At 33.1% G+C, this 25,356-nt stretch carries 21 protein-coding genes; 2 read left to right on the top strand and 19 right to left on the bottom strand.

Annotated elements, in window-relative coordinates:
• Positions 1-28: 28 nt before the first annotated feature.
• Positions 29-1,462 (top strand): TlpA family protein disulfide reductase, encoded by a 1,434-nt coding sequence (locus P6733_RS13620; protein ID WP_306353458.1) that lies wholly within the window; start codon positions 29-31, stop codon positions 1,460-1,462.
• A gap of 37 nt (positions 1,463-1,499) precedes the next feature.
• Here P6733_RS13620 and tsaB read toward each other — a convergent pair whose 3' ends face one another.
• Genes tsaB through P6733_RS13585 form a run of 7 tightly spaced genes read right to left on the bottom strand, consistent with a single transcriptional unit; the run spans position 1,500 to position 9,356 of the window.
• Positions 1,500-2,171 carry a tRNA (adenosine(37)-N6)-threonylcarbamoyltransferase complex dimerization subunit type 1 TsaB gene (tsaB, locus tag P6733_RS13615; RefSeq protein ID WP_306353456.1) on the bottom strand — a complete coding sequence of 224 codons (672 nt, stop codon included), beginning with the start codon at positions 2,169-2,171 and terminating at the stop codon, positions 1,500-1,502.
• Complete coding sequence (locus P6733_RS13610) at positions 2,171-3,466, bottom strand: efflux RND transporter periplasmic adaptor subunit (RefSeq protein ID WP_306353455.1); 1,296 nt, start codon at positions 3,464-3,466, stop codon at positions 2,171-2,173. The genes tsaB and P6733_RS13610 overlap by 1 nt, the downstream gene beginning before the upstream one ends.
• A 5-nt stretch (positions 3,467-3,471) precedes the next feature.
• Positions 3,472-4,920: a TolC family protein gene (locus tag P6733_RS13605; RefSeq protein WP_306353454.1), complete on the bottom strand. Its 1,449-nt coding sequence runs from the start codon at positions 4,918-4,920 to the stop codon at positions 3,472-3,474.
• Between the two features lie 47 nt (positions 4,921-4,967).
• Entirely contained in the window at positions 4,968-6,083 is a 1,116-nt protein-coding gene (locus P6733_RS13600; protein WP_306353453.1) for an efflux RND transporter periplasmic adaptor subunit, read from the bottom strand.
• 58 nt (positions 6,084-6,141) lie between these two features.
• Complete coding sequence (locus P6733_RS13595; RefSeq protein ID WP_306353452.1) at positions 6,142-7,413, bottom strand: ABC transporter permease; 1,272 nt, start codon at positions 7,411-7,413, stop codon at positions 6,142-6,144.
• A gap of 1 nt (position 7,414) precedes the next feature.
• The gene (locus tag P6733_RS13590; protein ID WP_306353450.1) at positions 7,415-8,662 is read right to left on the bottom strand and encodes an ABC transporter permease; all 1,248 of its coding nucleotides are present in this window, start codon (positions 8,660-8,662) and stop codon (positions 7,415-7,417) included.
• Positions 8,655-9,356 carry an ABC transporter ATP-binding protein gene (locus tag P6733_RS13585; protein WP_306353449.1) on the bottom strand — a complete coding sequence of 234 codons (702 nt, stop codon included), beginning with the start codon at positions 9,354-9,356 and terminating at the stop codon, positions 8,655-8,657. Before P6733_RS13585 ends, P6733_RS13590 begins: the two co-directional genes overlap by 8 nt.
• A gap of 434 nt (positions 9,357-9,790) precedes the next feature.
• On the opposite strand from P6733_RS13585, the gene P6733_RS13580 reads away from it, so the two are divergent.
• Positions 9,791-11,185, top strand: coding sequence for a DUF4403 family protein (locus P6733_RS13580; RefSeq protein WP_306353448.1), 1,395 nt, complete (start codon positions 9,791-9,793; stop codon positions 11,183-11,185).
• A gap of 18 nt (positions 11,186-11,203) precedes the next feature.
• Here the strand turns inward: P6733_RS13580 and P6733_RS13575 are convergent, their stop codons facing one another.
• The 12 genes from P6733_RS13575 to sov all read right to left on the bottom strand — a co-directional run bounded on the left by P6733_RS13575 (position 11,204) and on the right by sov (position 25,325).
• The gene (locus P6733_RS13575) at positions 11,204-11,425 is read right to left on the bottom strand and encodes a hypothetical protein (protein ID WP_306353447.1); all 222 of its coding nucleotides are present in this window, start codon (positions 11,423-11,425) and stop codon (positions 11,204-11,206) included.
• A gap of 59 nt (positions 11,426-11,484) precedes the next feature.
• Complete coding sequence (locus P6733_RS13570) at positions 11,485-12,021, bottom strand: DUF420 domain-containing protein (protein WP_306353446.1); 537 nt, start codon at positions 12,019-12,021, stop codon at positions 11,485-11,487.
• A 2-nt stretch (positions 12,022-12,023) separates the two neighbouring features.
• The gene (locus P6733_RS13565) at positions 12,024-12,650 is read right to left on the bottom strand and encodes an SCO family protein (protein WP_306353445.1); all 627 of its coding nucleotides are present in this window, start codon (positions 12,648-12,650) and stop codon (positions 12,024-12,026) included.
• 41 nt (positions 12,651-12,691) lie between these two features.
• Positions 12,692-13,333, bottom strand: a complete 642-nt coding sequence (locus P6733_RS13560; RefSeq protein WP_306353444.1) for a hypothetical protein — start codon at positions 13,331-13,333, stop codon at positions 12,692-12,694.
• A 77-nt stretch (positions 13,334-13,410) separates the two neighbouring features.
• Entirely contained in the window at positions 13,411-13,761 is a 351-nt protein-coding gene (locus tag P6733_RS13555) for a cytochrome C oxidase subunit IV family protein (RefSeq protein WP_306353443.1), read from the bottom strand.
• A 20-nt stretch (positions 13,762-13,781) separates the two neighbouring features.
• On the bottom strand, positions 13,782-14,759 hold the full coding sequence (locus P6733_RS13550; protein ID WP_306353442.1) for a cytochrome c oxidase subunit 3: 978 nt from the start codon (positions 14,757-14,759) through the stop codon (positions 13,782-13,784).
• Positions 14,760-14,801: 42 nt separating this feature from the next.
• The gene (locus tag P6733_RS13545) at positions 14,802-15,383 is read right to left on the bottom strand and encodes a cytochrome c oxidase subunit 3 (RefSeq protein ID WP_306353441.1); all 582 of its coding nucleotides are present in this window, start codon (positions 15,381-15,383) and stop codon (positions 14,802-14,804) included.
• A gap of 2 nt (positions 15,384-15,385) precedes the next feature.
• Complete coding sequence (gene cyoE / locus P6733_RS13540) at positions 15,386-16,288, bottom strand: heme o synthase (protein WP_306353440.1); 903 nt, start codon at positions 16,286-16,288, stop codon at positions 15,386-15,388.
• Positions 16,289-16,471: 183 nt separating this feature from the next.
• A complete protein-coding gene (gene deoC / locus P6733_RS13535; RefSeq protein WP_306353439.1) occupies positions 16,472-17,215 on the bottom strand; it encodes a deoxyribose-phosphate aldolase in 744 nt (247 codons plus the stop codon).
• An 85-nt stretch (positions 17,216-17,300) separates the two neighbouring features.
• Positions 17,301-17,678 (bottom strand): VanZ family protein, encoded by a 378-nt coding sequence (locus P6733_RS13530; protein WP_306353438.1) that lies wholly within the window; start codon positions 17,676-17,678, stop codon positions 17,301-17,303.
• Positions 17,668-18,048, bottom strand: coding sequence for a glycine cleavage system protein GcvH (gene gcvH / locus P6733_RS13525; protein WP_306353437.1), 381 nt, complete (start codon positions 18,046-18,048; stop codon positions 17,668-17,670). The genes P6733_RS13530 and gcvH overlap by 11 nt, the downstream gene beginning before the upstream one ends.
• 59 nt (positions 18,049-18,107) lie before the next feature.
• Positions 18,108-25,325, bottom strand: a complete 7,218-nt coding sequence (gene sov, locus P6733_RS13520; RefSeq protein WP_306353471.1) for a T9SS outer membrane translocon Sov/SprA — start codon at positions 25,323-25,325, stop codon at positions 18,108-18,110.
• Positions 25,326-25,356 lie beyond the last annotated feature (31 nt).

Genomic DNA, 25,356 nt, shown 5'->3' with positions numbered 1-25,356 from the left:
GTTTGTCATTAAAATCTTTATAAATATTATGTTTTCACACTTTTCAAAATATCTTTTATTTATTCCATTTTTATTCCATATGTCCTGTAATAAAAATAGCAAAAGCATTACCGTAAAAACATCAAATATAAAAAATGAAATTGTTCTGATTTTCAAAGAAAATAATGCTTTGGATACAAGTAGTCAATTCCAAAGTGGAATCTATTTTTCAGAGAACAATAACTATTTATCTAATGACTTAACGATAAATAATACGACAAAAAATGATACAATAAAATTACTTTCAATTAAAGACAAAATATGTCTGACTCATAACTTCAAGGGTTACACTACTTACATTTATGAATTTCAAAAAGGTGACACTGTAGTTTTTGATTATTCAAAAAACATCCCTTATGCCGAAATTCTTAATAGAAAGGTCTTTAAATATGATTTAAATTTTCAAGTAGATTTTAATGCAAATAAACCTTTAGAAGATTTTGAATTCTTAGCAAAATTTAAAAGGATTAGAAACTCTTCTGAAAAACAAAATTATTTAAATGAACTAAAAGATTATTCCATAAAAACTACTCGAATTCTTGATAGCCTTTTTTATAAAAAACTCATTTGTAAAAGTGTATTGGATTTACACAAAGGAAGAATAAAATACTATGAATTAAACTTAAACAAGAATCTATTTAATATCAATAGTATTCAACCATCCGATTTAAACAATGACAATTTATTATACTTAAAAACATATCGATATTTCTTAGATAATTTTGCTATTAGAAAATACGATATAAAAAAACTGAACGATTATACTTATGATTATCGAGAACTCTATGATAAAATAAGGTCTAGCCTCATTTTTTCTCAAGAGATAAAAGAATACTTACTATTTAATTCAATAAATAAAATTGCTGAAAATAATTCGAATGATGATTTGAATAACTACTTCTTAAAGTTTGAAAATGATGTTCATAATGACAAAATTATTGAATTTATTAAAAACACTTACCTTTTGGATTATGGAAATCTAAAAACAATTACTCATGATGTAATTTTTATCAATGAAAAAAAACAACAATTTAAAATCAATGATATTCTTTCTAAAAATAAAGGAAAAGTAATATTCATTGATTTTTGGGCTAGTTGGTGCCAGCCATGTCTTTCTGCCATGCCTTATTCTAAAAAACTCCATGAAGAATATAAAGACCAAAATGTAGTTTTTGTATATATATCTATCGATAACGATTATGAAAAATGGAGAATTGCTTCACAAAAAGAAGGTTTATGGTTCGATGAAAATAATTTTTTAGCCATTAATTATCCTAAAGCATTATTTTATAAAGAACTTCAATTACAAACTATTCCTCGTTATTTAATATACAATAAAAATGGAGAATTGATTCATACAAATGCCCCTGATCCGAAAAGTAATACTATTAGAAATGAATTAAATAAATATCTGAAAATGTAGTTTTTCAGTAATAAAAAAAACAACCTAAAGAATTTCTTTAGGCTGTTTTTTTTGTTGTTATCATAAAATCTTTCAAGTAGTAAGGTTCAAAATAAGCTACATCTACAAAGTCTTTCTTTAAGTATTTAGCATAACTCATGCTGCTCATTTCTTTTGCAGACGGGTATATTATTTCATCTACAAAAACAAAGTTGTCTTTTGTTAAAACCGTTTTACATTTTGAAGCTCCATCTCCAATAAAGTATACTTTTTCTTCTAAATCTAAGAAAGATTCTTCTGTTATAATTTCGGCTTCAACGGCTCTAATCTTTTCTAATTTTGCTGTAAATAGCGCACTAAATACTTCCATTCTTCGGGCATCAATCATTGGCATAATTAATCCTTCAGTAATTTTCACTTGTGCTGCTAGTACTTCTAATGTATCTAAGGCTAATAGCGGAATATCTAAAGCGTAGCATAATCCTTTTGCTGCAGACACTCCAATACGTAAACCTGTATAAGATCCTGGGCCTTGGCTAACCGCGATGGCTGCTAAATCCTTGTAGGTGATTTTTAATTCTTGTAAGGCTTCTTCAATAAACACATGTAATTTCTCTGCATGTGAATAATTTAAATCTGCAACTTCTTTACATAATAGCGTCTTACCTTCTTTTGCAATAGTTATAGAACAATTCTTGGTTGCAGTTTCAATATTGAGAATATAGGGCATTATTTTTCTTTTTGTTTCGATTTATCTGATGCTGTGGCAACATATACTTCATCATCCGTATTTAGTTCCTTTGTTACCGTAGTATAAGGACCTATAATAACCACATCTGATTTTTTCAATCCAGTAATCACTTCGATATTTGTATCGTCCTGAATACCTGTTTTCACTACTCTTAATTTTGCTTTTCCATCTACCTTAACAAAAACACATTCGAATTTTTGTTCTTTTTTTGTAGTCTTCAAGTTTTCTTTATCGATTGGTGCTTTTGGCGTAGCAGACGTATCTGTTTTAACAATTACTGCACTAATTGGTACAGCCAGAACTTTTTCTTTTCTTTTTGTAATGATATCAACCGTAGCGGTCATACCTGGTCTAAAGGGAGAAAAATTACTTGGTTTACCAGCCAACAAATCTAAATAGGATTCTTTTAAAATACGAACTTTTACTTTAAAATTTGTTACTTGATCTGCTGTTAAATCACTACTCGCTGAATTCGAAATGCTTGTAACGATTCCTTTAAATTTTTTCTTCAAGTAAGCATCTACTTCTACTACTGCAGAATCTCCAACATTTACCTTTACAATATCATTCTCGTTCACATCAACTTCCACTTCCATATTATTAAGGTTTGCTACTCTTAATATTTCTGTACCTGTCATTTGTTGTGTTCCTACCACTCTTTCTCCAAGTTCTGCATCTAATCTGGAAATTGTTCCATCAACAGGTGCATAAATTGTTGTTCTTCTCAAGTTGTCTTTGGCTTCATTTACTGTTGCCGATGCACTTTGAACATTAAAGTAAGCGGATTGTTTAGCTGCTTGAGCTACTTCATAGGCTGATATTACTTTATCCCATTCTGATTTTGAGATAATGCCTTTATCAAATAGTTTTTTATTTCTCTCGTAATTTGCTTTTGCTTCTTTTAATTGGGCATCTGTCTGGCTTAATCCTGCTTTTGTATTAGATAAACTTGCTGCTGATCTATTTAATCCAGATTGATATAAATCGGGGTTTACACGTACCAACAGGTCTCCTTTTTTCACAACTTGTCCTTCTTTGATTGGCAATTCAATAATTTCACCGGATACTTCCGAAGAAATTTTCACCTCAATTTCAGGTTGTATTTTACCTGTAGCAGATACACTTTCAACAATTGTAATCTCATTTACTTCGGCGACTTCAACTTCTTTGCCTTTATTCTTATTACCTATAACTCCTGTTTTAGAGAGAACGAGTAAAAGAATAATTATTACAGTCACACTGCCTAATAAATAATAAATTGTTTTTTTTGACATAGGGGCTAGTTCTTTTGAATAATAGGAATTCCAAAATAAAAATCTAAAATCTTAACTCTAAAAATGTAATCGTATTTTGTTCTTAAAACTTCTGATTGTGCATTAACATATAGTGTTTGTGCCTGATTAAAATCGAAAGCATTCATCATACCTACATCGTATCTTTCTTTTGCATAACGCAATGCTTCTTCTCTTGCTTCCAAAGCAGAAATTGCGGCATCATAAGCTTTCATTGATCCTTTAACATCCGTGAATGCAGTGTACACATTGCGCTCTAAATCTAGTTCTTGTTGTGCATAAGCAATCTTAGAACGATCTAATGCTACTTTGGAACGGGCTACATTATTTCGGGCTGAAAAGCCATTAAATATAGGAACATTTAGTGAAAGTCCAAACGTTTGTCCTTTATTTCGATCAAACTGATCAAAAATTGCATCTGGCTTCCCTAAAACAGAAGTAAAGTTATCTCTTACGACCATTTGATTTGGCATCCCTTGTACGTAACCAATTGTTGTTGTTGGATTTTCTGTATTGGGCACAGCTCCTACCACCTGATCTGCATAAGCAGCACGGGTATTAAAATCGTAGAAACCTCTAATCGTTGGTTGATAAGCTCCTTTTGCAATGGCAACATCTTTCTCTGCGATTTCCAAATTTGCTTTAGCAACTTTCAATTCTGTTCTTTGTTCTTTTGCTTTCGCATAGATTGCTGATGGTTCTTCTAATATTGTCGCACTGGCAACAGCATCGTATTTATCATCGGCTACATCAAATTTTTCAAAATCTTCTAATTGTAATAATTGCGCCAAACTTAATTTAGAAATCAATAGTACATTTTCTGCATTGATTACTCTTTGCATATCTCCTGCAACGGTTGCTTTAATATCCAATAAATCACCACGTGGGACAACTCCTGCATTAACCAATTCTGTTGTACGTTCTAATTGGCGATTATTGCTTGCTAGTTGTTCGTTTTGAACTTTTAAATTTTCTTTATTGAATAGTATTTGCAAAAATGCATTGGCCACATTTAGTGCCACATCTTCCTGCATTTTCAATAATTTATATTGTCCTGCAATTACGGATAGTCTTGCTTTATTTAAAGTGTTTACGTTTTGTAATCCTTTATAGATATCAATCCCTACTGAAGCTCCTGCTGATGTAAACTGAGTCGTTTGGTTTTGCAAAAGACCCGTTGTAATATTCTGATTCAAACCAATATTCCAGGAATGAGAAGCACTCATATTTACACTTGGTAAAAAGTTACCAATAGCTCCTTTTTTATCAATTGCAGCTAATTGATTGTCTAATGCTGATTGTTTAACGGATATATTGTGTTCAATAGCGTAATTCACACATTCTTGAAGCGTCCATTTTTTTTGTTGACCATACGAAGTAAAACTCGCTAGTGCCATCAATACAAAAACTGATTTTAATACAAATGTTTTGTTCATTGATTTTATCATTATTGATTAGATGCTGATGTAATATCAGTATAAAATTATTGTTTTTTCTCTTCTACTGGTTTCAATTGATTCCACACTTTTATTTTATCATCTTTAGAGACTCCTTTTTTAATCTCTACATAAATTCCATCACTTACACCAAGTTCTACAGATCTCTTTTCAAATTTCTTCTCTCCAACTTCTACTTCAACAAATGGTTTTTGTGTTTTTTCTTCAAATTGGATTAAGGCTTCTTTAATCGCAAGAACATTGTCTACTTTTGCAAGAATTACAGATGCATTTGCACTTAAGCCTGCACGAATAAAGGTATTGTCACGATTATTCAGTGTTCCTTTTATTTCAAATTGTACTGCACCATTCTCTGCTACTCCTTTTGGTGCAATATAATCTAAAATTGCATCAAATTTTTTATTTTCAATTGCTCCTACTGTAATTTCTAAAGGTAAATTTAATTTAATTTTCCCAACTTCCGACTCGTCTAATTTTCCTTTGAAAATCATCTTATTTACATCGGCTAAACTAGCAATTGTTGTTCCTTCATTAAAGTTATTACTTTCAATCACCTGGTTACCAACTTTGATAGGCACATCTAATACCATTCCTGATACTGTAGATTTTATTAATGTGTTGGCTGCATTGGAAAGGGCTCTTGATGTTCCCGTTTTCACAATTTCAGAATTCTGCAATGCAGAATTGTAAGCTTGTACTGCTTGTTTGTACTTTACTTCTGCTGTATCAAATTCATTGGCTGAAATTACTCCTTTATCAAATAATGACTTTTGACGGCTGTATAACTTCTTTTGATTATCTAAATCAATTCTTGCGCTTTCTACTTGATTTTGTGCTCCACTAAGATTTGATACATTTGGTACTACTCTAATTCGAGCTAATAAATCTCCTGCTTTTACATTTTGTCCAGCGACCACATATACTTCTTCAACAATTCCTGAGATATTCGGTTTAATTAAAACTTCATCTTTAGGAACAATACTTCCTGTTGCTACAGTATTTTTGACAATGGATTTAATTTCTGGTTTTTCAGTTTCGAAAACAATCGGTGATTCTTGATTTTTCTGATACAAGTAATATAGTGCTCCTGTAAATACAAGTACTAATAAAATTAAAATCGCAACGGTAACTCCTTTTTTCATAAACTTATGATTGAATGATTGATATATTTTATTCTTTATTTTATTATTCTGTTCTTTTTTATTCTGTTCTTAAAGCATCTATTGGCTTGACTTTAATTGCCGTTTGTGCTGGGATAAATCCGGCTAATAATCCTGAGAAAATCAAAATCATTAATGCGGCAAAAACAACTCCTAAATCTACACTCGGATTTACAAACATCATATCGCCTGTCGTATCCATTGTTTTTAATTTATAGTTTACTAACCACAATACACCGGTTGCTAATACTATTCCTGTCATTCCGGCTACAATTGTTAGCACAATAGATTCCATTAAAATCTGAGATCGTATCGCCCATGGTGATGCTCCTAATGCTCTGCGTATTCCGATTTCCTTTGTACGCTCTTTTACTACAATCAACATGATATTGGTAATCCCAATAATACCCGATAGTAAAACTAATACTCCAACGAAATATGCAATTGCTTTAAGTATGGCAAACAATCCATTTACTTTATTGAACTCTTCATATAAATCAAAGTTCCCTATGGCTCTTTCGTCATCCGGATGAACATTATTACGCAATTTCATTAAAGCAAAAATATCTTTTTTGATGTCACTAATTGATGTTCCATCTTTTGCCGTGATTACCATCCATCCTACAGTTTCACCATAATTAAAGGCTTGTTGGAATGTTGTAAATGGAATATAGGCTTGTTTACTGTTTTCTTCAGGATTTCCTCCCATTTTAGAGTTATTACGGAATACTCCAATAACTTTAAAATTAACTCCACTTACTTTAATGTAGGACCCCAATACCTCTTCGTTTTTATCGTAAAGTCCTTGGATTATTCCTTCTCCAATTACAATAACTTTTCTCTTTTGCTGGATATCCGCATAATTAATGAATCGCCCTTGCAGAATCAACATTGGTGATTGTAAAATGAATTCTGGATAATCTCCTAAAATTGTATAGGCTCCTGTTTTGATACCGCGTACTACATTATTCGCGCCTTGGTATCCACCTTCTAATTCGTTTCTTGGGGAAACATATTTTAAATTCGGAACTTCACGTTTAATTGCTTCTACATCAACATTTTTAAAATTAAAACGTCTTCCTTGTGGCAATCCTTTATAAGGCTTCGAAGTTGCATTTGTCCACATGAACATTGAATTCGTTGCCATTCCAGAAAAACCTCTTTTCACTCCATTTTCTAATCCGCTACTTGCCGCTAATAAGATTACAAGAATAAAAATCCCCCATAATACCCCAAAAGCCGTCAGTGCAGTTCTAAATGTATTGGCTGTTAATGCCTCAAATATTTCTAACCATTTATCTCTATCAAACATACTATTCGTCTCTTAATGCAATTATAGGTTTAATTTTTGCTGCTCGATAGGCTGGGAAAAACCCTGCTATGGCTCCTGCTACAATCAAAATAACTAAGGTGGTTAATGCTATATTAAAATCCACTTCTGGCTTCATGAAGAAATCACTTTTAATCTGTGGACCTATTAGTTCTAGCAATAATAGACTTGAAATTAACCCTATAAATCCAGCTATAGTTGTTACAAAAATTGACTCATGCAAAATCATTGTTACAATTGAAATTGGTGGTGCTCCTAATGCTTTTCGAATTCCAATTTCCTTTGTACGTTCTTTTACAATAATCAACATGATATTACTTACTCCTACAACTCCAGCGATAATGGTACAAATTCCCACTCCCCAAAAGAACCATCGGATCATATTGTTTAAGTCATAAAACTTCTTTACATCTTCTAAGGTATTGTATACAAATATTCCTCCTGTATCGTCTGGTGCAATTGTATTTTTTTGTTTCAATAAATCGCTTACTCCTTTTTTAAAATACTCCGATTCAGCAACTACATCTTCAAATGATTTTCTTTTCTTCAATGTAAAATTCAAAGATCCTACTTTGTCAGCTCCACTAAAAGCTCGCTGTGCAGTAGACAGTGGTAAGTAAACTCTGGCTTCTTCTCTTTCCCCTCCTGGGTCTGTGAATACGCCTATTACTTTGTATACTCCACCGGCAATATTGATTAAAGCTCCTATTGGATTTTCTTTTTTCTTGAAGAGGTCCATTTTCACTTTATTACCAATCAATACAGTCTTCTCGTAGTTTTTAATGTCGAGTTGATTTAAAAATCGTCCTTCAACTAATGATGCATTTTCGATAAACTGATAATCCGGATTGATACCATTGATACGGTATGTTCCCGTTTCTTTCCCATATGATACTACTCCGCTCCAAACATTATATACAGGTGATTTTAAATCAATATTTTTCTCAAACTGTCTTGATGATTGTTCGAAATCTTGATTTTTAAGTTGTATTTGTCTCCCTGCATTTAAACCTTTATAAGCTTTGGTTGTTGGAGAAGTCCATATCATAACCAAATTTGCGGCATCATTTGCAAATTGATTTTCAATACCGTTTTGCAAACCTCTACCTGCTCCTAATAAAATTACGAGGATAAAAATTCCCGAAGCGACCGAGACTCCTGTTAAAAAAGTTCGAAGTTTATTCTTGGCGATTGCCTCAAATATTTCTTGCCAACGTTCTAAATCAAACATATAATGAAGCTCTAATTTGATTTACTGGTCTGTCATCGATAATCAATCCATCTTTTAGATTCACGATACGTTTTGTCATTTCAGCAATATCCGGTTCGTGTGTTACGATAAGAATTGTTTTCCCTTCATCATTGATTCCTTGGATAAGTTCCATTACTTCATATGATGTTTTTGTATCTAATGCTCCTGTTGGTTCATCGGCTAATAGTACTTTTGGATTGGACGCTAGTGCTCTTGCAATTGCTACACGTTGTTTTTGTCCTCCCGACATTTCATTTGGTAAATGATGTGACCAAGGTGCTAAACCAACTTTTTCCAAGTAATGCATTGCAATTTCATTGCGCTCTTTTCTCTTTATTCCTTGATAATATAATGGCATTGCCACATTATCCAAGGCGCTTTTATAGTTAATTAGATTGAAGGATTGGAATATGAATCCTAAAAATTGATTGCGATAGCGGGAAGCAATCGTTTCATTCAAATTTTTAATAGGTACTCCATCCAGAACATAACTCCCAGAATCGGCTTCATCTAATATTCCTAGTATATTTAATAATGTTGATTTTCCTGAACCTGATGATCCCATAATAGAAACCAGCTCACCTTCTTTCACACTAAAATTTATTCCTTTAAGAACATGTAATGCTGTACTTCCTGTTTTATAGGACTTTTCTAAGTCTTTTATTTCTATCATAATGGTTCTTATTTTACATGCTCTCGCACAAAAAAAGGCAGAATCCATGGGGGATTTCCTTGATTATTCAAACTTCTTCTTAGTTGTTAGACTCTATTTTTAGAAAGTTGTTACACTTTTTACCAATATTTTGCATATATAAAAATCTAAAATTAATGTATTTATTGATTACTAAAAAAGCATCTTCTAGATTTTATACAAACTCCATTCGTCATATAACCCTTTAAACAATAACTTCTATTGCCTTTTTTTAATGTATTACACATCGAATTAGGACTTTATAAAAATTAAATCACCCCTAAATTACCTCTTAATAAGATAAAACTTTAACGTATATACCAATTTCTTATCAATACTTCAATGTCATTTTTACACTCTGCTTTTTTGGAATGCATTTTTTACTATTTTTACCCGATAAAATTAGCTCTCTCCCTATGTTTAAAAACATATCTTATTTCGTTATAACCAGTACGTTGTTATTGGTTTACAGTTGTTCTCCAACGCAAAAAATTGCAGCATTAAAACCTGAGCCTGATACATCAACGGCTATTATATATGAATCTGAGACTTCTTTCATCAGTATTCCCGTTGCAATCAAACTCAAGGACATTGCTACGCAAACTAATAAAATATTAAACGGGGTAATCTACGAGGATAACGCCATTACGGATGATAATATTCAAATGAAAATCTGGAAACAGGCCCCCATTCAAATCAAAGATGAAAATGGAAAAATAAAAACCATTTTACCTTTAAAGATTCAGGCCAAAGTACGTTATGGCACTGATGCTTTAGGAATATCTATGTTTGATACTCGTGAAATAAACATGAACGGTGTCGTTACTTTAATTAGTGAAGTAGGTTTAACAAACTGGAAACTCAATACGAATACCACATTAAAATCATTGGATTGGCAAGAAAGCCCAACGGTAAACATTGCTGGAAAAAGTGTTACCATTACCTATCTGATTAATCCTGCTATCCGTTTATTCAAATCTAAGCTTGAGAAAAGTATAGATGATGCTATTAAGAAATCACTTGACTTTAAACCAAACGTTTTAGATGCTTTGGATAAAATATCAAATCCTGTGGAAATGAGTAATGCTTATGATTCTTGGTTGCGCGTAGTACCTTTGGAAATGTATGCGACTAATGCCGTATTGAAAAAGGAAGTTATCACTATGGACATGGGCTTAAAATGCAACATGGAAACCTTTATTGGTCAGAAACCAAAAAATTCATTTGATCGTGATAAAATTGTGTTGAAACCAGTTACTAAAATGCCGGATAAGATAACCGCTAATATTGTAGCTATCTCTACTTATGCGGATGCATCAAAGGTTATAAATAAAAATTTCCAAGGTCAGGAATTTGGTTCTGGCAGTAAAAAGGTAAAGGTTCAAAATGTTGCTCTATGGCAAAAAGGGGGTAAAATGATTATTGCCTTAGATTTATTAGGCAGTCTAAACGGTACTATATATTTATCGGGGTATCCACAATACAATGAGCAAACCAAAGAAATCTATTTTGATCAATTGGATTATGTATTAGATACTAAAAGTCGTTTAATCAAAACGGCAAACTGGTTTGCACAAGGTTATATCTTACGAAAAATTCAGGAAAGTTGTCGTTATTCTATACAGCCAAATCTTGAGGAAGGAAAACAAAAAATGTTAGTGTATCTAAATAACTATTCTCCGATGCCTGGTGTATTCATCAATGGTAATATGGACGATATTGTATTTAAGAAAATACAATTGACCAATAGCGCTATACTGGCTTTTGTAACCGTAAATGGAAAAATAAAAGTAAATATTGATGGGCTTTAATTGCTCATCAATATTGCTTTAAACTGTTGTTGCTTTCTTTTTTTTGCGTAATCTATAGATTGCAATACCAATGATTCCAACTAAAACATAAGGCACTGCCATTAAATACACAATTCCGTCATTAACGGCTTCAGCTTTAATTCCTCCTTCTTCAGTTTCCAAAACCGCACGACACATCGCGCATTGTGCATTGGTAGCTATCGCAAATAAAAAAAACAGTATCGAAAAATAATATTTCATTCTTTCAAATATTTTGAAGGAAATAATCCTTCATTATTACCCTAAATCAGATCCAGAGTTTATGCGTAATATGGTGAAATCATTATATAAACTACTACTCCCGTAATGGCAACATATAACCACAATGGGAATGTAATTCTAGCAATTTTTCTATGTTTATCAAAGCGTTCTGACAGCGCTCTGACAAACGTGATTAATACTAATGGAATAATCACCACTGACAAAACGATATGTGTCAATAATATAAATATATAGATATAACGTATTGTACCTACTCCACCAAACACTGTTGATTCTGAAGTCATATGATACGCCACATACATTACTAAAAACGCCACAGAAAGTCCTATTGCCGTTTTCATTAGATTTTCATGTAGTTTTCTCTTTCCGTTTTTAATAGCCCACAATGCCGCTATTAAGAGTACAGCCGTGATACCATTGGTCGTTGCATAAATTGGTGGCAAAAAACTCAATGGTTTTACATCAAAACCAAAATCATTTAATTTCACCTTGAATAAAATTGCTACTACAACCGGAATAACAACGGATAGTATTACAATCCATTTATTATACTTTTTCTCTAATGAATTCTCCATTCTTATTCTTCTAATAAAATTTTAATATCTTTTTTCAGCATATCAATTCCTGGTTTTTCTAAACCATCATAATAAACAATTGGATTACCGTTATCATCCATTCTTGATCTAATGTTCCCTTGTTTATCTACTAAAGCAAATAATCCTGAGTGTTCAAAACCTCCTGGTACTTTGCTGTTCTGACCCGCATATAGATTGTATCCTTTATTAGCCAGATTAAAGATGTAGTCTTTGTCTCCTGTCAAAAAATGCCAATTGTATGATTTCACTCCTAATTCGTCCGCATGTTTTTTAAGTACTTCTGGCGTATCTGTTTCTGGATTGATTGTAAAAGATGCAATTCCAAATTTAGGATTACCATAAAATTCTTTCTGTAATTCAATCATATTTTTATTCATGATCGGACAGATACTAGGACATGTAGAGAAGAAAAATTCAACTACATATACTTTTCCTTTATAGTCTTCATTGGTAATCGTCTTATTGTTTTGATCCGTCAGTTCAAACTTTGGTGCTGGGCCAACTTCATATAGGTCCGATTTTTGAAATTTCGCTACTATTTTTGGCACTGCCCAAATTCCAAATACCAAAATGATAAATGAAATTCCTATGTATGATTTATTTTTCAAAATGTATGTTTTAAAAATTATTCTTTTATCGTTTCTCGAAGTTATATTTGTCTCTCTGCATTATGATTCTTTTTCAAGGCAGCTCTATATTCATATAGAACAATCTTGAAATCATCTAACATCTCATTACTTAATTCCGATGGATGGAAAGTATTATATCCTTCTTTGTATTCTTTTTTGTCTTTACGTCCTCTTAGATTGCGTTCCTTGTCTACAATATAAACATTTGGAGTACCTAATCCTGCATCAAGCTTTCCTGCTAACCCTAGAGCATCGTAATACTTTTGAATTGCTGCAGGTTCTGCGAATACAAAATACCATTGTGATACATCTGTAAAGGCTCCTAATTCATCTAACAATCGTTTTGCCTGTCCTTCTGTTCCTAGTGGTGCAATAACAACAAATTGAAGATCTTTGAATTCGTGGTAACGTTGATAAATTTTTTGATTTAGATTGAAAAAGTTTCCTTTATTCTTTTCAATATCTTTCCCTGAGAATCCTAGAATAGTAATTTTACCATCTAATGATACTTTCTCACCAGACAAAGATTTCCATTCTCCAAAGTTTTCAATATGAGGTTTTACGATGGGCAGTTTCGAAAAATTATCGACTCCTCTTGCAAAAAACAAATAGGCTACAATAGGCAATATGAATAGGGTGAATAGAACAATAAACTTTTTCATTTCTTGAGAATAATATTATTATGCAAAAATAAAAAAAGACGGTGTAATACCGTCTTTTTTTGTGATTTAATATGCTGTTAAAAAATCCATTTAAAGTAGGACTGATTATACACATCAAAAATATAATTACCTTCCACTAGTAAGATGAACACTAAATAGATAATTAAAAATACCAAAGGTCCAACAATCGACCATTTGAAATTATTCTTTTCTCCTTCTAAATGCATGAAAGCCCATACAATATAATATGCTTTTACTATTGTCAAAATAATGAAGAACCAGTTTAGTAAATTCAAATGTAAAAATGAATGCATAAACATGAAATCCGGCTTATAGATACCAAATATTACTTCTATAATTGTAATTACTGATAAAAGACCAAAAACAAACCAAATTCTTTTGGTATTAGATTCGTGTGCGTGTGCCATAATATTATGCTTTTAATAAATTATACTAAGTAGAAGAATGTGAATACGAATACCCATACTAAATCGACAAAGTGCCAATATAGTCCAACTTTTTCAACCATCTCATAACTTTTTCTCTTATCGTATGTACCCATAAGTACATTAAAGAAAATAATAATGTTGATTAACACTCCCGTAAATACGTGGAATCCGTGAAAACCTGTGATGAAGAAAAAGAAATTCGCAAAGGTTCTATGACCGTACTCATTTCTAATTAAATTAGCTCCTTCCACAACATATTTTGCCTCAGTAAGTCTTGCTAATGATTCTTCTCTTGTTAATAATGTTTTTTGCTTGTCCTTGTTCAACATTTCAGTTCTCACTAAAACATTCGGATTTGCTTTGAAACCCTCTACTACTTCTTCAACAGTATAGGTAGGTAAAGTAGGTCCACTTGTAAACCAAAGTCCTTTGTCTCTTGTATCTGCTACACGTTCATGAGGAATAGAAGCTGCAAAATCTGCTAGTGCTACTCTTTCTCCTTCTGCGTTAACAAACTGAAGAATACTTCCTCCTTTTGTTTCGATTGCTCCATATTCTCCCTTAATGAAGTTTTTCCACTCCCAAGCTTGTGAGCCCAAGAATATCAAACCACCAATAATGGTTAAAAACATATAAAGAACAACTTTGTTTTTCTTTAAATGATGACCTGCATCAACAGCCAAAACCATTGTTACAGATGAAAAGATAAGAATAAACGTCATTAATGCCACATAGTACATCGGGGCATCTACCCCATGCATAAATGGAAAATGGTTAAAAACCTCATCGGCTATTGGCCAACTTTGGATAAATTTAAATCTTGTAAAGCCATAGGCTGCTAAGAATCCAGAAAATGTTAAAGCATCTGATACGATGAAAAACCACATCATCATTTTACCATAGCTTGCACCCATCGGTTCGTTTGCTCCGCCCCAAGTTTTACCTTCAGTACCTAGTGTAGTAACTGTCGCTCCCATAAAAGTTATTAGTTAAAAAGTTCCCAAATTTACGTTTTTTTCTTATTTAAAGAAATATAAAAACAAAAACAAATATACCCATAAGAAGTCAAGAAAGTGCCAAAACATCACACCTAGCTCTATTCCAAGGGTTTGACCTGAATTGTATTTTTGTTTAAAATGATTATAAATTATAATTAAAAGCACGATTAGCCCTGCAAATAGGTGCGCCAAGTGTACAAGTGTAACAATATACAAGAAAGAAGTTGTTACATTACTTTCACTTCCCGTGAAAAAATAACCACTTTCTATTACTTGTCCAAATCCTACAAATTGTAACACTACAAATAAAACGCCTAATGCAAATGTAGCTAATAACAACGTTGTTGTTAAACTTCTATTATCTTTTTGAATTGCTTTTTTAGCTCCGTGAAACGTAATACTACTGATAATAATAACAATAGTACTCATTAAAAAAGCGCTTGGCAATTGGAAATCTTTCAACCAGTCTGGCCTCGATTTACTCACTACATAAGCACTTGTCAAACCAGCAAACATCATTGCCATACTAATCATCGCAAACCATAAAATCATTTTATATGATCTTGCTTTTCTTTCTGAATGTTCTTGAAGAGACATTTCCATAATTATCGTAAAAATTTATCTAACACATATACAATTTGCAAGAGTGTTATATAAGACACACTTACAAGCATTAAGGTTCTTGCCGCTTTTGCAGTTCTTAGCTTATATAATCGCGCTCCATAGAAAAGCATCCATAAGCCTAATAAGAATACAATAACTGCTGATACCGGCGTAATATATAATCTTCCTGTAAAACCTAAAACTGGGAAAACTGAAACTATAATTAACCACACGGTATATAAAATAATCTGCAAGGCAGTCGCTTTATCTCTTTTACCAGTAGGCAACATAAAGAAGCCTGCTTTTTCGTAGTCTTCAAACAAAAACCAACCAATAGCCCAAAAATGAGGAAACTGCCAAAAGAACTGAATCATGAACAGTGTACCAGCTTCAATATTAAAATCGTTTGTTGCTGCTACCCATCCTAACATAAATGGAATTGCTCCAGGTATTGCTCCTACAAAAACTGCTAGCGGTGTAACCGTTTTCAAAGGGGTATAAACACTGGTATATAAAAAGATTGATATCGCTCCAAACATTGCTGTTTTAGGATTGATACTATATAAAATTCCTAAACCAAGAATTGTTAAAACAGATGCGATTAAAAAAGCAGAATTACTAGATATTCTTTTTGCTGGAACTGGACGATTTTTTGTTCGATCCATTAAAACATCCAAATCTTTTTCAATGATTTGATTGAATGCGTTGGAAGCACCAACCATACAATAACCTCCTATTGCCAATAGCAATAATGTAGTCCAACTTAAAGAAGGTAAATCGGGTACTCCTAATAAAAAACCTGCAATAGAGGAGAAAACAACACTAACAGCTAATCTAGCCTTTGTGATTTCTTTAAAATCTGTGAAGATTTTTTTTGCGGTATAAGTATTTGCAGTAGCGCTCAATGCTCTTTTTTTAAATTTTCAAAACTGGCGCAAAGATACTTTAAAAAATTTCGTTAGTCAAATGTTATTGCACCTCAAAAGTTAAACTTTATTAAATTAAAAAATACGCATTCCATTAAAAAAGCCTGTTTTACTTTTCTTATGAAAAACAAAACAGGCTTTTTCTCTAAAATATCATAAATTTTAATATCCTTCTGATGCGATTTGTCCACTCGCAATAGCTTTCGCAGCGGATGTCCCTATTCTCTTGACTCCTAATCGAATCATGACTTCTGCTTCTTCATAATTACGTACTCCTCCTGCTGCTTTAACAGGTAATGGAAACGCATTTTCGAGCATTAGCAATATTGCCGGCACGGTTGCTCCATTTGGCAAATTATCTTTTGTTTCATAAAATCCGGTTGATGATTTTACAAAAACAGAAGCATAACAATCTTCTTTAAAATTCGTAATCACTATATTTTTAATCAAAACGGACAACTGTACAATCTGATGTGGCTCTAATGCGGCTACCTCAATAATCCATTTTACCACTTTTTGTTTTGACAATCCAAAACGAGTACATTCTAAAACTTCCGTTTTAACCTTATCAATTTCACCTTCTTTAAAAGCTTCATAGTTCACCACAAAATCCAATTCATCTGCTCCATTGCGAACTGCTTGTGCCGCTTCTTCCAATTTACTCTCCAATGTTGATTGCCCCAAAGGAAAATCAATCACAGTTCCAACCAGAACTTTTGAACTTGCCGAAAGAATCATATTCTTAGACATTTCAGCCATATCAGGTCGAATCATAATCAATTTGAACTGCTCTTCAATTGCTTCTTCTACAAAACGCTTCACTACCGCTCTATTCTCAGCTTCGCTCAACTTTGCTTGCTCCGCTGTTTTCAAATAGGTAGAATCTAAAAATTGTTTAATATCCATAGTATAAAAATAAAAAAATCCCACCGAAGCGGGATCTTTATTTATAAAAACTTTTGAACTTGAATGAAATTTCACCTTGTTCTTATTACTTCTTTTTTAATTTGTAATAAATACCTAAAACAAGAATAGCGAATATACTTCCGCATGTATTTGCTATTGCATCATAAACATCTGCGTTTCTAGACACTGTAAACATTCCTTGAATTACTTCAATCATAATACCGTATACAACAGCTATTCCTAGCGCTATCGCGGCAATCTTTTCTTTCTTTACAGTATTAAATTTAGTTGATAATCCTAAATACCACAACATTGTAAATCCGAAATAAAAGATAAAATGAACGTATTTATCAACGTTTTCGACCTCTATCTTCGGAACCTCACTAAAACGCATTAGGCTTAATAAGGTAATGAAAATCGTCCAAAACAGGGCTAATCCAAAAAATATGTTTTTAGGCCCCAATCAATTCTTTGTATGCGTCACTAGACATTAACCCTTCAATTTCTGATGCATCAGAAATTTTTATTTTAACCATCCATCCTGCTCCATAAGGATCAGAGTTTACTGTTTCAGGTGTACTTTCTAAATCTTCATTGAATTCAATGATTTCACCAGACAATGGTAAAAACAAATCTGAAACTGTTTTTACAGCTTCAACTGTTCCGAAAACTTCGTCTTTATCTAATGTTTGATCCAACGTTTCAACTTCTACATAAACGATGTCTCCTAATTCTTTTTGTGCAAAATCAGTAATACCGATTGTTGCAATTTCGCCTTCAATGCTAACCCACTCGTGGTCTTTTGTGTACTTTAAATTGGCTGGTATATTCATTGTGTTTTGTTTTTTAGCAAATGTATAGTATCCTTAGATATTTTTAAAATGTTTTTACATTAATTTCCAAAGTTATATCGAAGCGTGAATCCTGCTCTAATATTTGTTAATGGGAATGATGTAGATATCACAGCTTTAGAGAATGAATGGTCATAATAGAAAATAGCGGTTAGATTTTTACTAAATGAATAATCTGCTGTTAATTTCACAGACCAGATATTCTGTCCTCCTGCTAATTGATTATTGTCATAATCTAAATATCGTACAATCGTTTCGTTATTCCTCCAAGAGATATCTCCTCTTAAGTTGATATCACTCTTAATTGTATTGGTCGGATTGTCTGCTAATCTTGAATTGATTACCACATCTTTGAAACGGTATCCAAGTCCTAATACATATTCAATTCCTTTTACCTCAGTCAATAAATTATTATCAAAACTCATTGATAATGCTCTATCTTTTTTCATCTCCGCTAATACTTTGAATGAGTTTTTCATTTCAAAATCTACTCTGATTAATGGATTGAATTGTTCTACTAAGTTGATATTCGAAATAACCATTTTATTAAAGAAATTTCCTCCTGCATCTACTCCACCTGGATTACGATCGTAATCTAAGTTTGAACGGAATGAGTTAATCGTATAAGATGCTCTATAATTGTGCTGTAAAGAGAAACGTTTGAATTTATCTTTAAAGAATTTATAACGCATTAATCCTGTATACTTAATACTCCAGTTTGGAATTGGGACATTTCTAAATGCACCTAATGAAACTCCTGAAGCGTCGGCTCCTGTATAGGCTGCTAAGAACGATGGTAATAATACCGCTTGGCTGTTCTTACCAAATCCTACTGGAAATCCATCTGTCCCTGTTGGGAAGTTAGACGTACCATAATAACTCGTCGCTAAACGATTTGCAACCGTAATTCTATTACTTCTAAAATCATCAAATGCTGCTGACGAAATATCATCGCTCTTACCGAATGACGTTTTAATCATTACAGTCGAGATTGAGAAGTTTCCATAACTGTATGGTGATCTTGAATTGTATTCACCATTCGTGATATCGTATTGCTCAGAATAGTTACTCGTGTGTGTACGATCTGCATTCAAATCAATTTTGAAATCAGGAAACAAATCGATTGCAGCAGTTAGATTCAACATCTTGGTTGATACTTGTGTAAAGTTCTGATTAAAGTCAGGATAGTTTGTCAACCATCCGTTACGAGCTGCATTATAACGCACATCATCTTGGCTACCTAATATAAATCCAATACTTGGCCTTGAAGACCCTAAGAATCCAATACTTGGTAAGTACCCTGGCAACACTGTACCGTTATTCTGCGTATAGTTAATCTGAATATTCTTCACACTTGTCAAAACACCAATTAATCCATCCATAAATACACTGCCTTCACGAACTGGTTGTATTTTATCTTTTGTGATTTTTTGTCCTGGCGCTGGTTGTGTTGCTGCTTTTGTATCTAAATTACGCGCTCCTGCTTTCTTAGGAGATTTAGTTAATCCAATATACTTATAGAAGGAATCCATATTCAACGTGGTATTCAATCGGTGTGAATTTGCATTCTGGATTGTGTTACCTAAGTTGTATACTGTACCGTTTCCATCATCAAATCTTGACAATGCATCTGATGAACGTTGCCAGTTATAATCTGATGTATATGAATAAGTAGATTTCACAAAACTAAACATTGGCAATTTATTAATTGGTAAATCATAGTTTACTACCAATTGTTGCATGTGTTGATTTGGATCTCCAATATTCCAATAATCATCCCAGATTGTATAACTATCTACTGGTCTTCTATTTTCATCTAAATAACTTCTTACAATATTACTTGTTGATGCAGTATAGCTGAAACGTAGCGCTTTGGTTAAGTTGTAGTTGAATCCATATTGATAATTAAACATATAGTTTCTTCTGTACAATGGATCTAGACCAATACCTTCTACATCAACTTGTCTGAATTTCTGCATATTGTATTGTCTTACAATATTTGAGCTGAATGTAATATTAGTAGGCAAATAATTGAAATTGAAATCACTTAAAAGCTTCCAATAACTACTTTTCTTCATGAATTTCGTTTTCTTGAATGGCTCCACAACTTTTGGTTGGAAATTGAAGTTATAATCAACTGCTGTACGTACTTGTTGATCTAACATTTCTTCAATTTCGTAATCATGGTGTTCTGTCTGATTGAAAGAATAGGAAAGCGTTAAATTCTCAGGATCATATACTCTTTGCTTTTGCTCTGCTCCTCTTTCTTTCTTTACCCCAATAAAGTTGATACTTTTTCTTTTCGTATAATCTATCGCTCTATCTCTTAAATTGTCTTTTTCCGCTTGATCTGTTGTTACATCAATCAATTGTTTCAATTTAATATCTTGGTTGAATGGATCGTATTCTGGTGTAATAATTTGCTCTCCAACAGCATAGTTGAATGGTAAATTAACACCCCACTTTTTAGGCAATAACTTACCTAAATTCATATTTGTTACAATATCGTATTGTTTTGCATCTTCACGGCTTCTTTCATTCGGGCTTTGTTCTAATGATCCAAAACCAATAGTACTCATTCTACCTGTTGCAGAAATCGTTGCAAAATCGGCTAAGTTTGCATCAATACTCGCCACTGCTGCCATACCTCCTTTATTGTCCATATCTGAAAGTCGTAGCTCATTGAACCATACTTCTCCACGAATATCATTGGTATAGTTGTTTTTCAAACCAACCATAATCGTTCTTACATATCCAAAGTTAGGATTACCCCTTACCCCGATTTTTAATTTGTTTGGTTTGTTTGCCGCAGATGGATCTAATTCGTCCTCATTTTTATAGAAAATCTCACCCGGTTGATAATCGTGATTCATCGCCAAAATCTTTAATTGTGTTAATAAAGACAGTGATAAATCCATTTCATTCTCCAATGGCCAGATATCTTCTGGAATTGCAGCACCTTCTGCTGTTACCTTTAACGGAATCTCTACTTGATAGAAGTTTTCTGTAAAGTCATTACCAAATCGGATGAATGCTATCATCTGATTGTTTAATAATGGATTTGTTTCTCCATTTGGTCTGTTTGGCGACATTAATGGTAAAGATTCAGCGTGTAAAAACATTTTCAGTTTTTTATACTGACGCATATCCACACTTACATTTTTAAATACTGCTCTTGAATCTTCTGGTTCCAAACCACCTAATCCTGGTGATGCTGGTGATTTTTTATATACTCTTAAAGATAATGATTGCTCATTTTGATTGATAATTGTATTGTTATTATACAATTGTTCTCTCACAACTCCCGGAGGTGTAACATATTTTATTGGGCTTCTGTTTCCATTCTCTTGAATATTCACAGCCAATACATCAAATCCTGTATCATCATCTTCTACCACTGGATCTAATGGTTGTAATGTATTCGTATATCTTCTCCATTCTCCTCTTACTAAATCCAAAGACCCAAAACGCAATGTAGTTTCATCTGTAAATCCTGTCATAAACATTCTCATGAAACGGATTGATCTGAAATCTGAAATTCCACCTTCACGGTTGGCATCTGTTGCCTCTAAAATTGGAATTTTGAACTGTACCCAGCGCGCATCAGTTGTTGTTCCATTTGGCAAGCTTACCGAAGTCACTCTAACGTCGGATACGTATTGTTGTCCAATTCCCATTGTTGGAGTAATGTCAACACTAAATTTATAATACGCATTGATTGTATTCATCGTATTATCACGGTTGATATCTTCTACATCTGGTAATGTTGTATATCCTCTATTATTGTTTGTAACGTTTACAGGTGAATTCCCTTGTAATCCATTGTAGCGTTTATAGCGTTCGATAATATTTCCTTGAGCATTCAAGAAATACTCATAATTATCTGCTGCTGGATCATCCAGTGATGCGAATGCTGGAAATAAAGCTCTTTCTTCAGCATCGTTTAGACCGTTTAAACCTAAATCCTGAACTGTTCTATTGGCCTCATTTGTATCAAAGGCATAAATTAATGATTGTGAAACCGGTACTTTACCCCAAACTGTTGTAACAACGTTTTGGTTTCCTCCTGCTACTGGCAATCCATTTTCATAGAATTTTCTTCCGTCTTTCAATACATCTTCAGAAATTTCTCCTAAGTTGAATACAATTTTACCTGTATTTAATGGATTTGGAGTGTCACTTGCATTTCCAAAATATGGATCTAATACCCAAAACTGAATGTATTCTACGTTTGCTTGCTCAAAGTTTGTTGAGTTTACGGCACGCATAATACCACCCCAGTTGTTGGCTGGATTGGGTAATGTATTTCCACCATTTGCTAGTGGATTAAAGTTGTAAGGTCCTCTTTCTGCAGGATAGTATGTTAAATCTAGTGTTGAAACTACTGTTGATTGTCCTGCAGCAATATCTGTAACAGGATATAACTCTTCACTGTATATTCTTCTGGTTCTATTGAATGAGATATCATTGTTTGAAATTCCCGATGGTCTTTGTCCTGTATAGAATGTAGGATCAATTGTATACCATGATAGTTTCGCTCTTTTGAATCCATAATCTAAATTTCCATTTTCAATCTCGCCACCAAATCCAACTGGTGCACTCGCTAAACTCCAAGCAAATGGAGAACGCATGTCAATTGTTGTTTGTGATCCTTCAAAGTCATCTACATAAATCGTAGATTCTCCTTCAAATTTATCTGCTTTTGGTGTACCTGGTTTTAGGTAAGCGATCTCTCCTCTGAAAGAGAAATTTGATGGTACATCGGTATCAATATTTGGTAATTTATTCACTAATCTTGTTAAGAACGGCACCTCTGTAGAGAAGTTTGTATTGAATCCGAAAATCGTATTATTTACTGATTCTTGTCCGTAATTTGATTTTTGTGTGAATGGTCTTTCAGTCATCTTAAGGAATGTTGCTCCTACTAAGAATTTATCTGAAAATTTATGTTCAATATTTACTCCGGCAAATCTTCTCGTTTGTTGTCCAAACACAGAGTTGTTTTCTACTGAAATTTCAATTGGAATACCTGATGCTTGTAATGATGGATCCAAAATCTGAACTCTACCTAACTGATAGTTTACAGTATAATCTACTCCTTCTAACAACACTCTACCTCCTGCGGTTACAATAACAGATCCTTGTGGTACATTGAATGCTCCAATAGGAATTCCATCGCCGCTTGTTGATTTGAATTTACCTTTTAATTGGAATTTATTCTTCTGACTGTCTTGTAATGCTCCTGCTTGTGTACTTCTATACATGCTTCTAAACACGTACTTGTTTTGATCAGGGTTATAACTACTTGGTGCATCATAATTTTCCGAGTTATTTGCTGAAAGTTTTTTAAACAAATGGCTACCAAAAGGCTCTACAGTTGTAAAGATGATTCGTCCATTTTGTTGATCGACTGTTAATCCTGGAATAAAATCGAAGAAACCATCTCCTCCTTCTTGAGGGTCATTTGTAAAGTTCAATCGATCTACATTCATTACTTTTAATAATGGCGTATTGAATGTTGTTGCAGCAACACTCGGTGGTATAATACTTCCCGGTACTGCCGAAATATAATTTAATGGTGATGGATCTGTATATAAGATATTAAATTTAAAGTCTTCTTTTTCCAGTTGAAAAGCTCCCGGTATTTGATAAACGTTTTTCATCATCAAATTCCAAACTGGTTTATTCACACTGGTTAGATTACTCTTCAACATTTTCAAGATCAAACTTTGTGTCGTAATCGGTTGTTGTCCTGTAACTGGATTCGGATTCCCAACGTTTGTTGCATCTACTCCATCTGTACCAAATTCCCCTACCTGATACACTTCTCCTCCGATAGTATATTGGTAAGCTACCGCTAAAACCTCATCATTTGACAATCGTTGGTTTAGGGAAATATATCCTAATTGTGGATGGTAGGTATATTCATTTGTTGCTAATTTTCTAGCATTTTCCAACTTGGAGTAATCTGTTCCTTCGCTTGGAGTAACTCCTGTAAAACCTGAACCTGCTGTTGCAATTTCACGAATTGCGTTATTTAACAAACCTCCACCAGTTGTAATTAATCCTGGATCGTATTTGTTATTCTTATTATTTGACGGTATGTTCGGTGATGGATTCACGAAGAAACCAGCAGGAACTGGATCTAATGCTACTACTTGTGTGTTTGGCACTTGACCACCATTGGGTAAATAGGTTAATTGTGATTCACCTAAATCTTGTAATGCTATAATATTACGAAGGTTATTATCATTGGTGCTTACACGGTTTTGTCTATTGGTAACCCAAACCTCCATTCTTGTAATCTGAACTCTACTGTCAATAAATGGGTAGCTTCTTAAAGCAAAATCATATTGATTTCTAAAGTATTGTGATAAAAAGAAATGACGATCGGCATCATAGTCTAAACCAAATAATTCGAATTGTTGAATTGTTCCGCCACCTTGTGCTGTAACTGTTTTGGTTTGTGATTTCTGTTCTGAGAAAATCCCTGTAATTGTTGTTTTACCAAACTGGAATTGTGCTTTTACCCCAAATAAACTTTGTGCTCCTCTAATAAGAGAACTGTTCAATGGCAAACTCACGTTACCCACTTCAATTTTTTGAAGGATATCGTCTTCTGTCGGTGTGTATTCTAATTTAATTAAGTTTTGGAATGCAAATGTAGATTCAGTATCATAGTTTGCATTTACTTTTAAACGTGTTCCCACTTGCCCCATTAAACTCAAACTGATTCTCTGATCGAAATCAAAGGTTGTTGTTTTTCTGTTACGTGGCGAGAAGGATGGATTGTCTTGTTTGGTATGACGCATACCAATATCCATTTCGACGGAACCGGTAGGTTTTACATCAATTGTATTTCCTCCAAATATGGATTCGAAAAATCCTGAATTAACGTAATATCTTGGTAATAAGTCTTTTTTATCTTTATCACTACCTTCTTTTTTCCCATCTATGGCATCCGATTTTTGTCGGAAATATTTTCTCATAGATTCTCTTAATACTAATTCTTCGTATTCTTTTGGTGTAAGAATAATCGGGTAATTAATATTAAATCCTTCAAAAGTATAGGTGTAGATATAACGATCTGTTACCGGATCGTATGTATAAGCCTCCAAAATACTTGGCGGGTTACCTAATGTTACTTTACCTACATCAAAACCTGGTTTAATTGTATCTTTAACCTCTTCATCTTCTTGAGCTTGAAGACCACCGATATTAAAAAAAAGAACAAGAAAAAAAACACTTAGTCTCCTAATGTTTTTACTATCAATTAAATAAAACTTTTCC

It is taken from the genome of Flavobacterium aerium (assembly GCF_030766725.1).
Taxonomy (GTDB): Bacteria; Bacteroidota; Bacteroidia; order Flavobacteriales; family Flavobacteriaceae; genus Flavobacterium; species Flavobacterium aerium.
The sequence above is the reverse complement of the archived record's forward strand: the minus strand, read 5'-3'. Positions and strand labels throughout refer to the sequence as shown.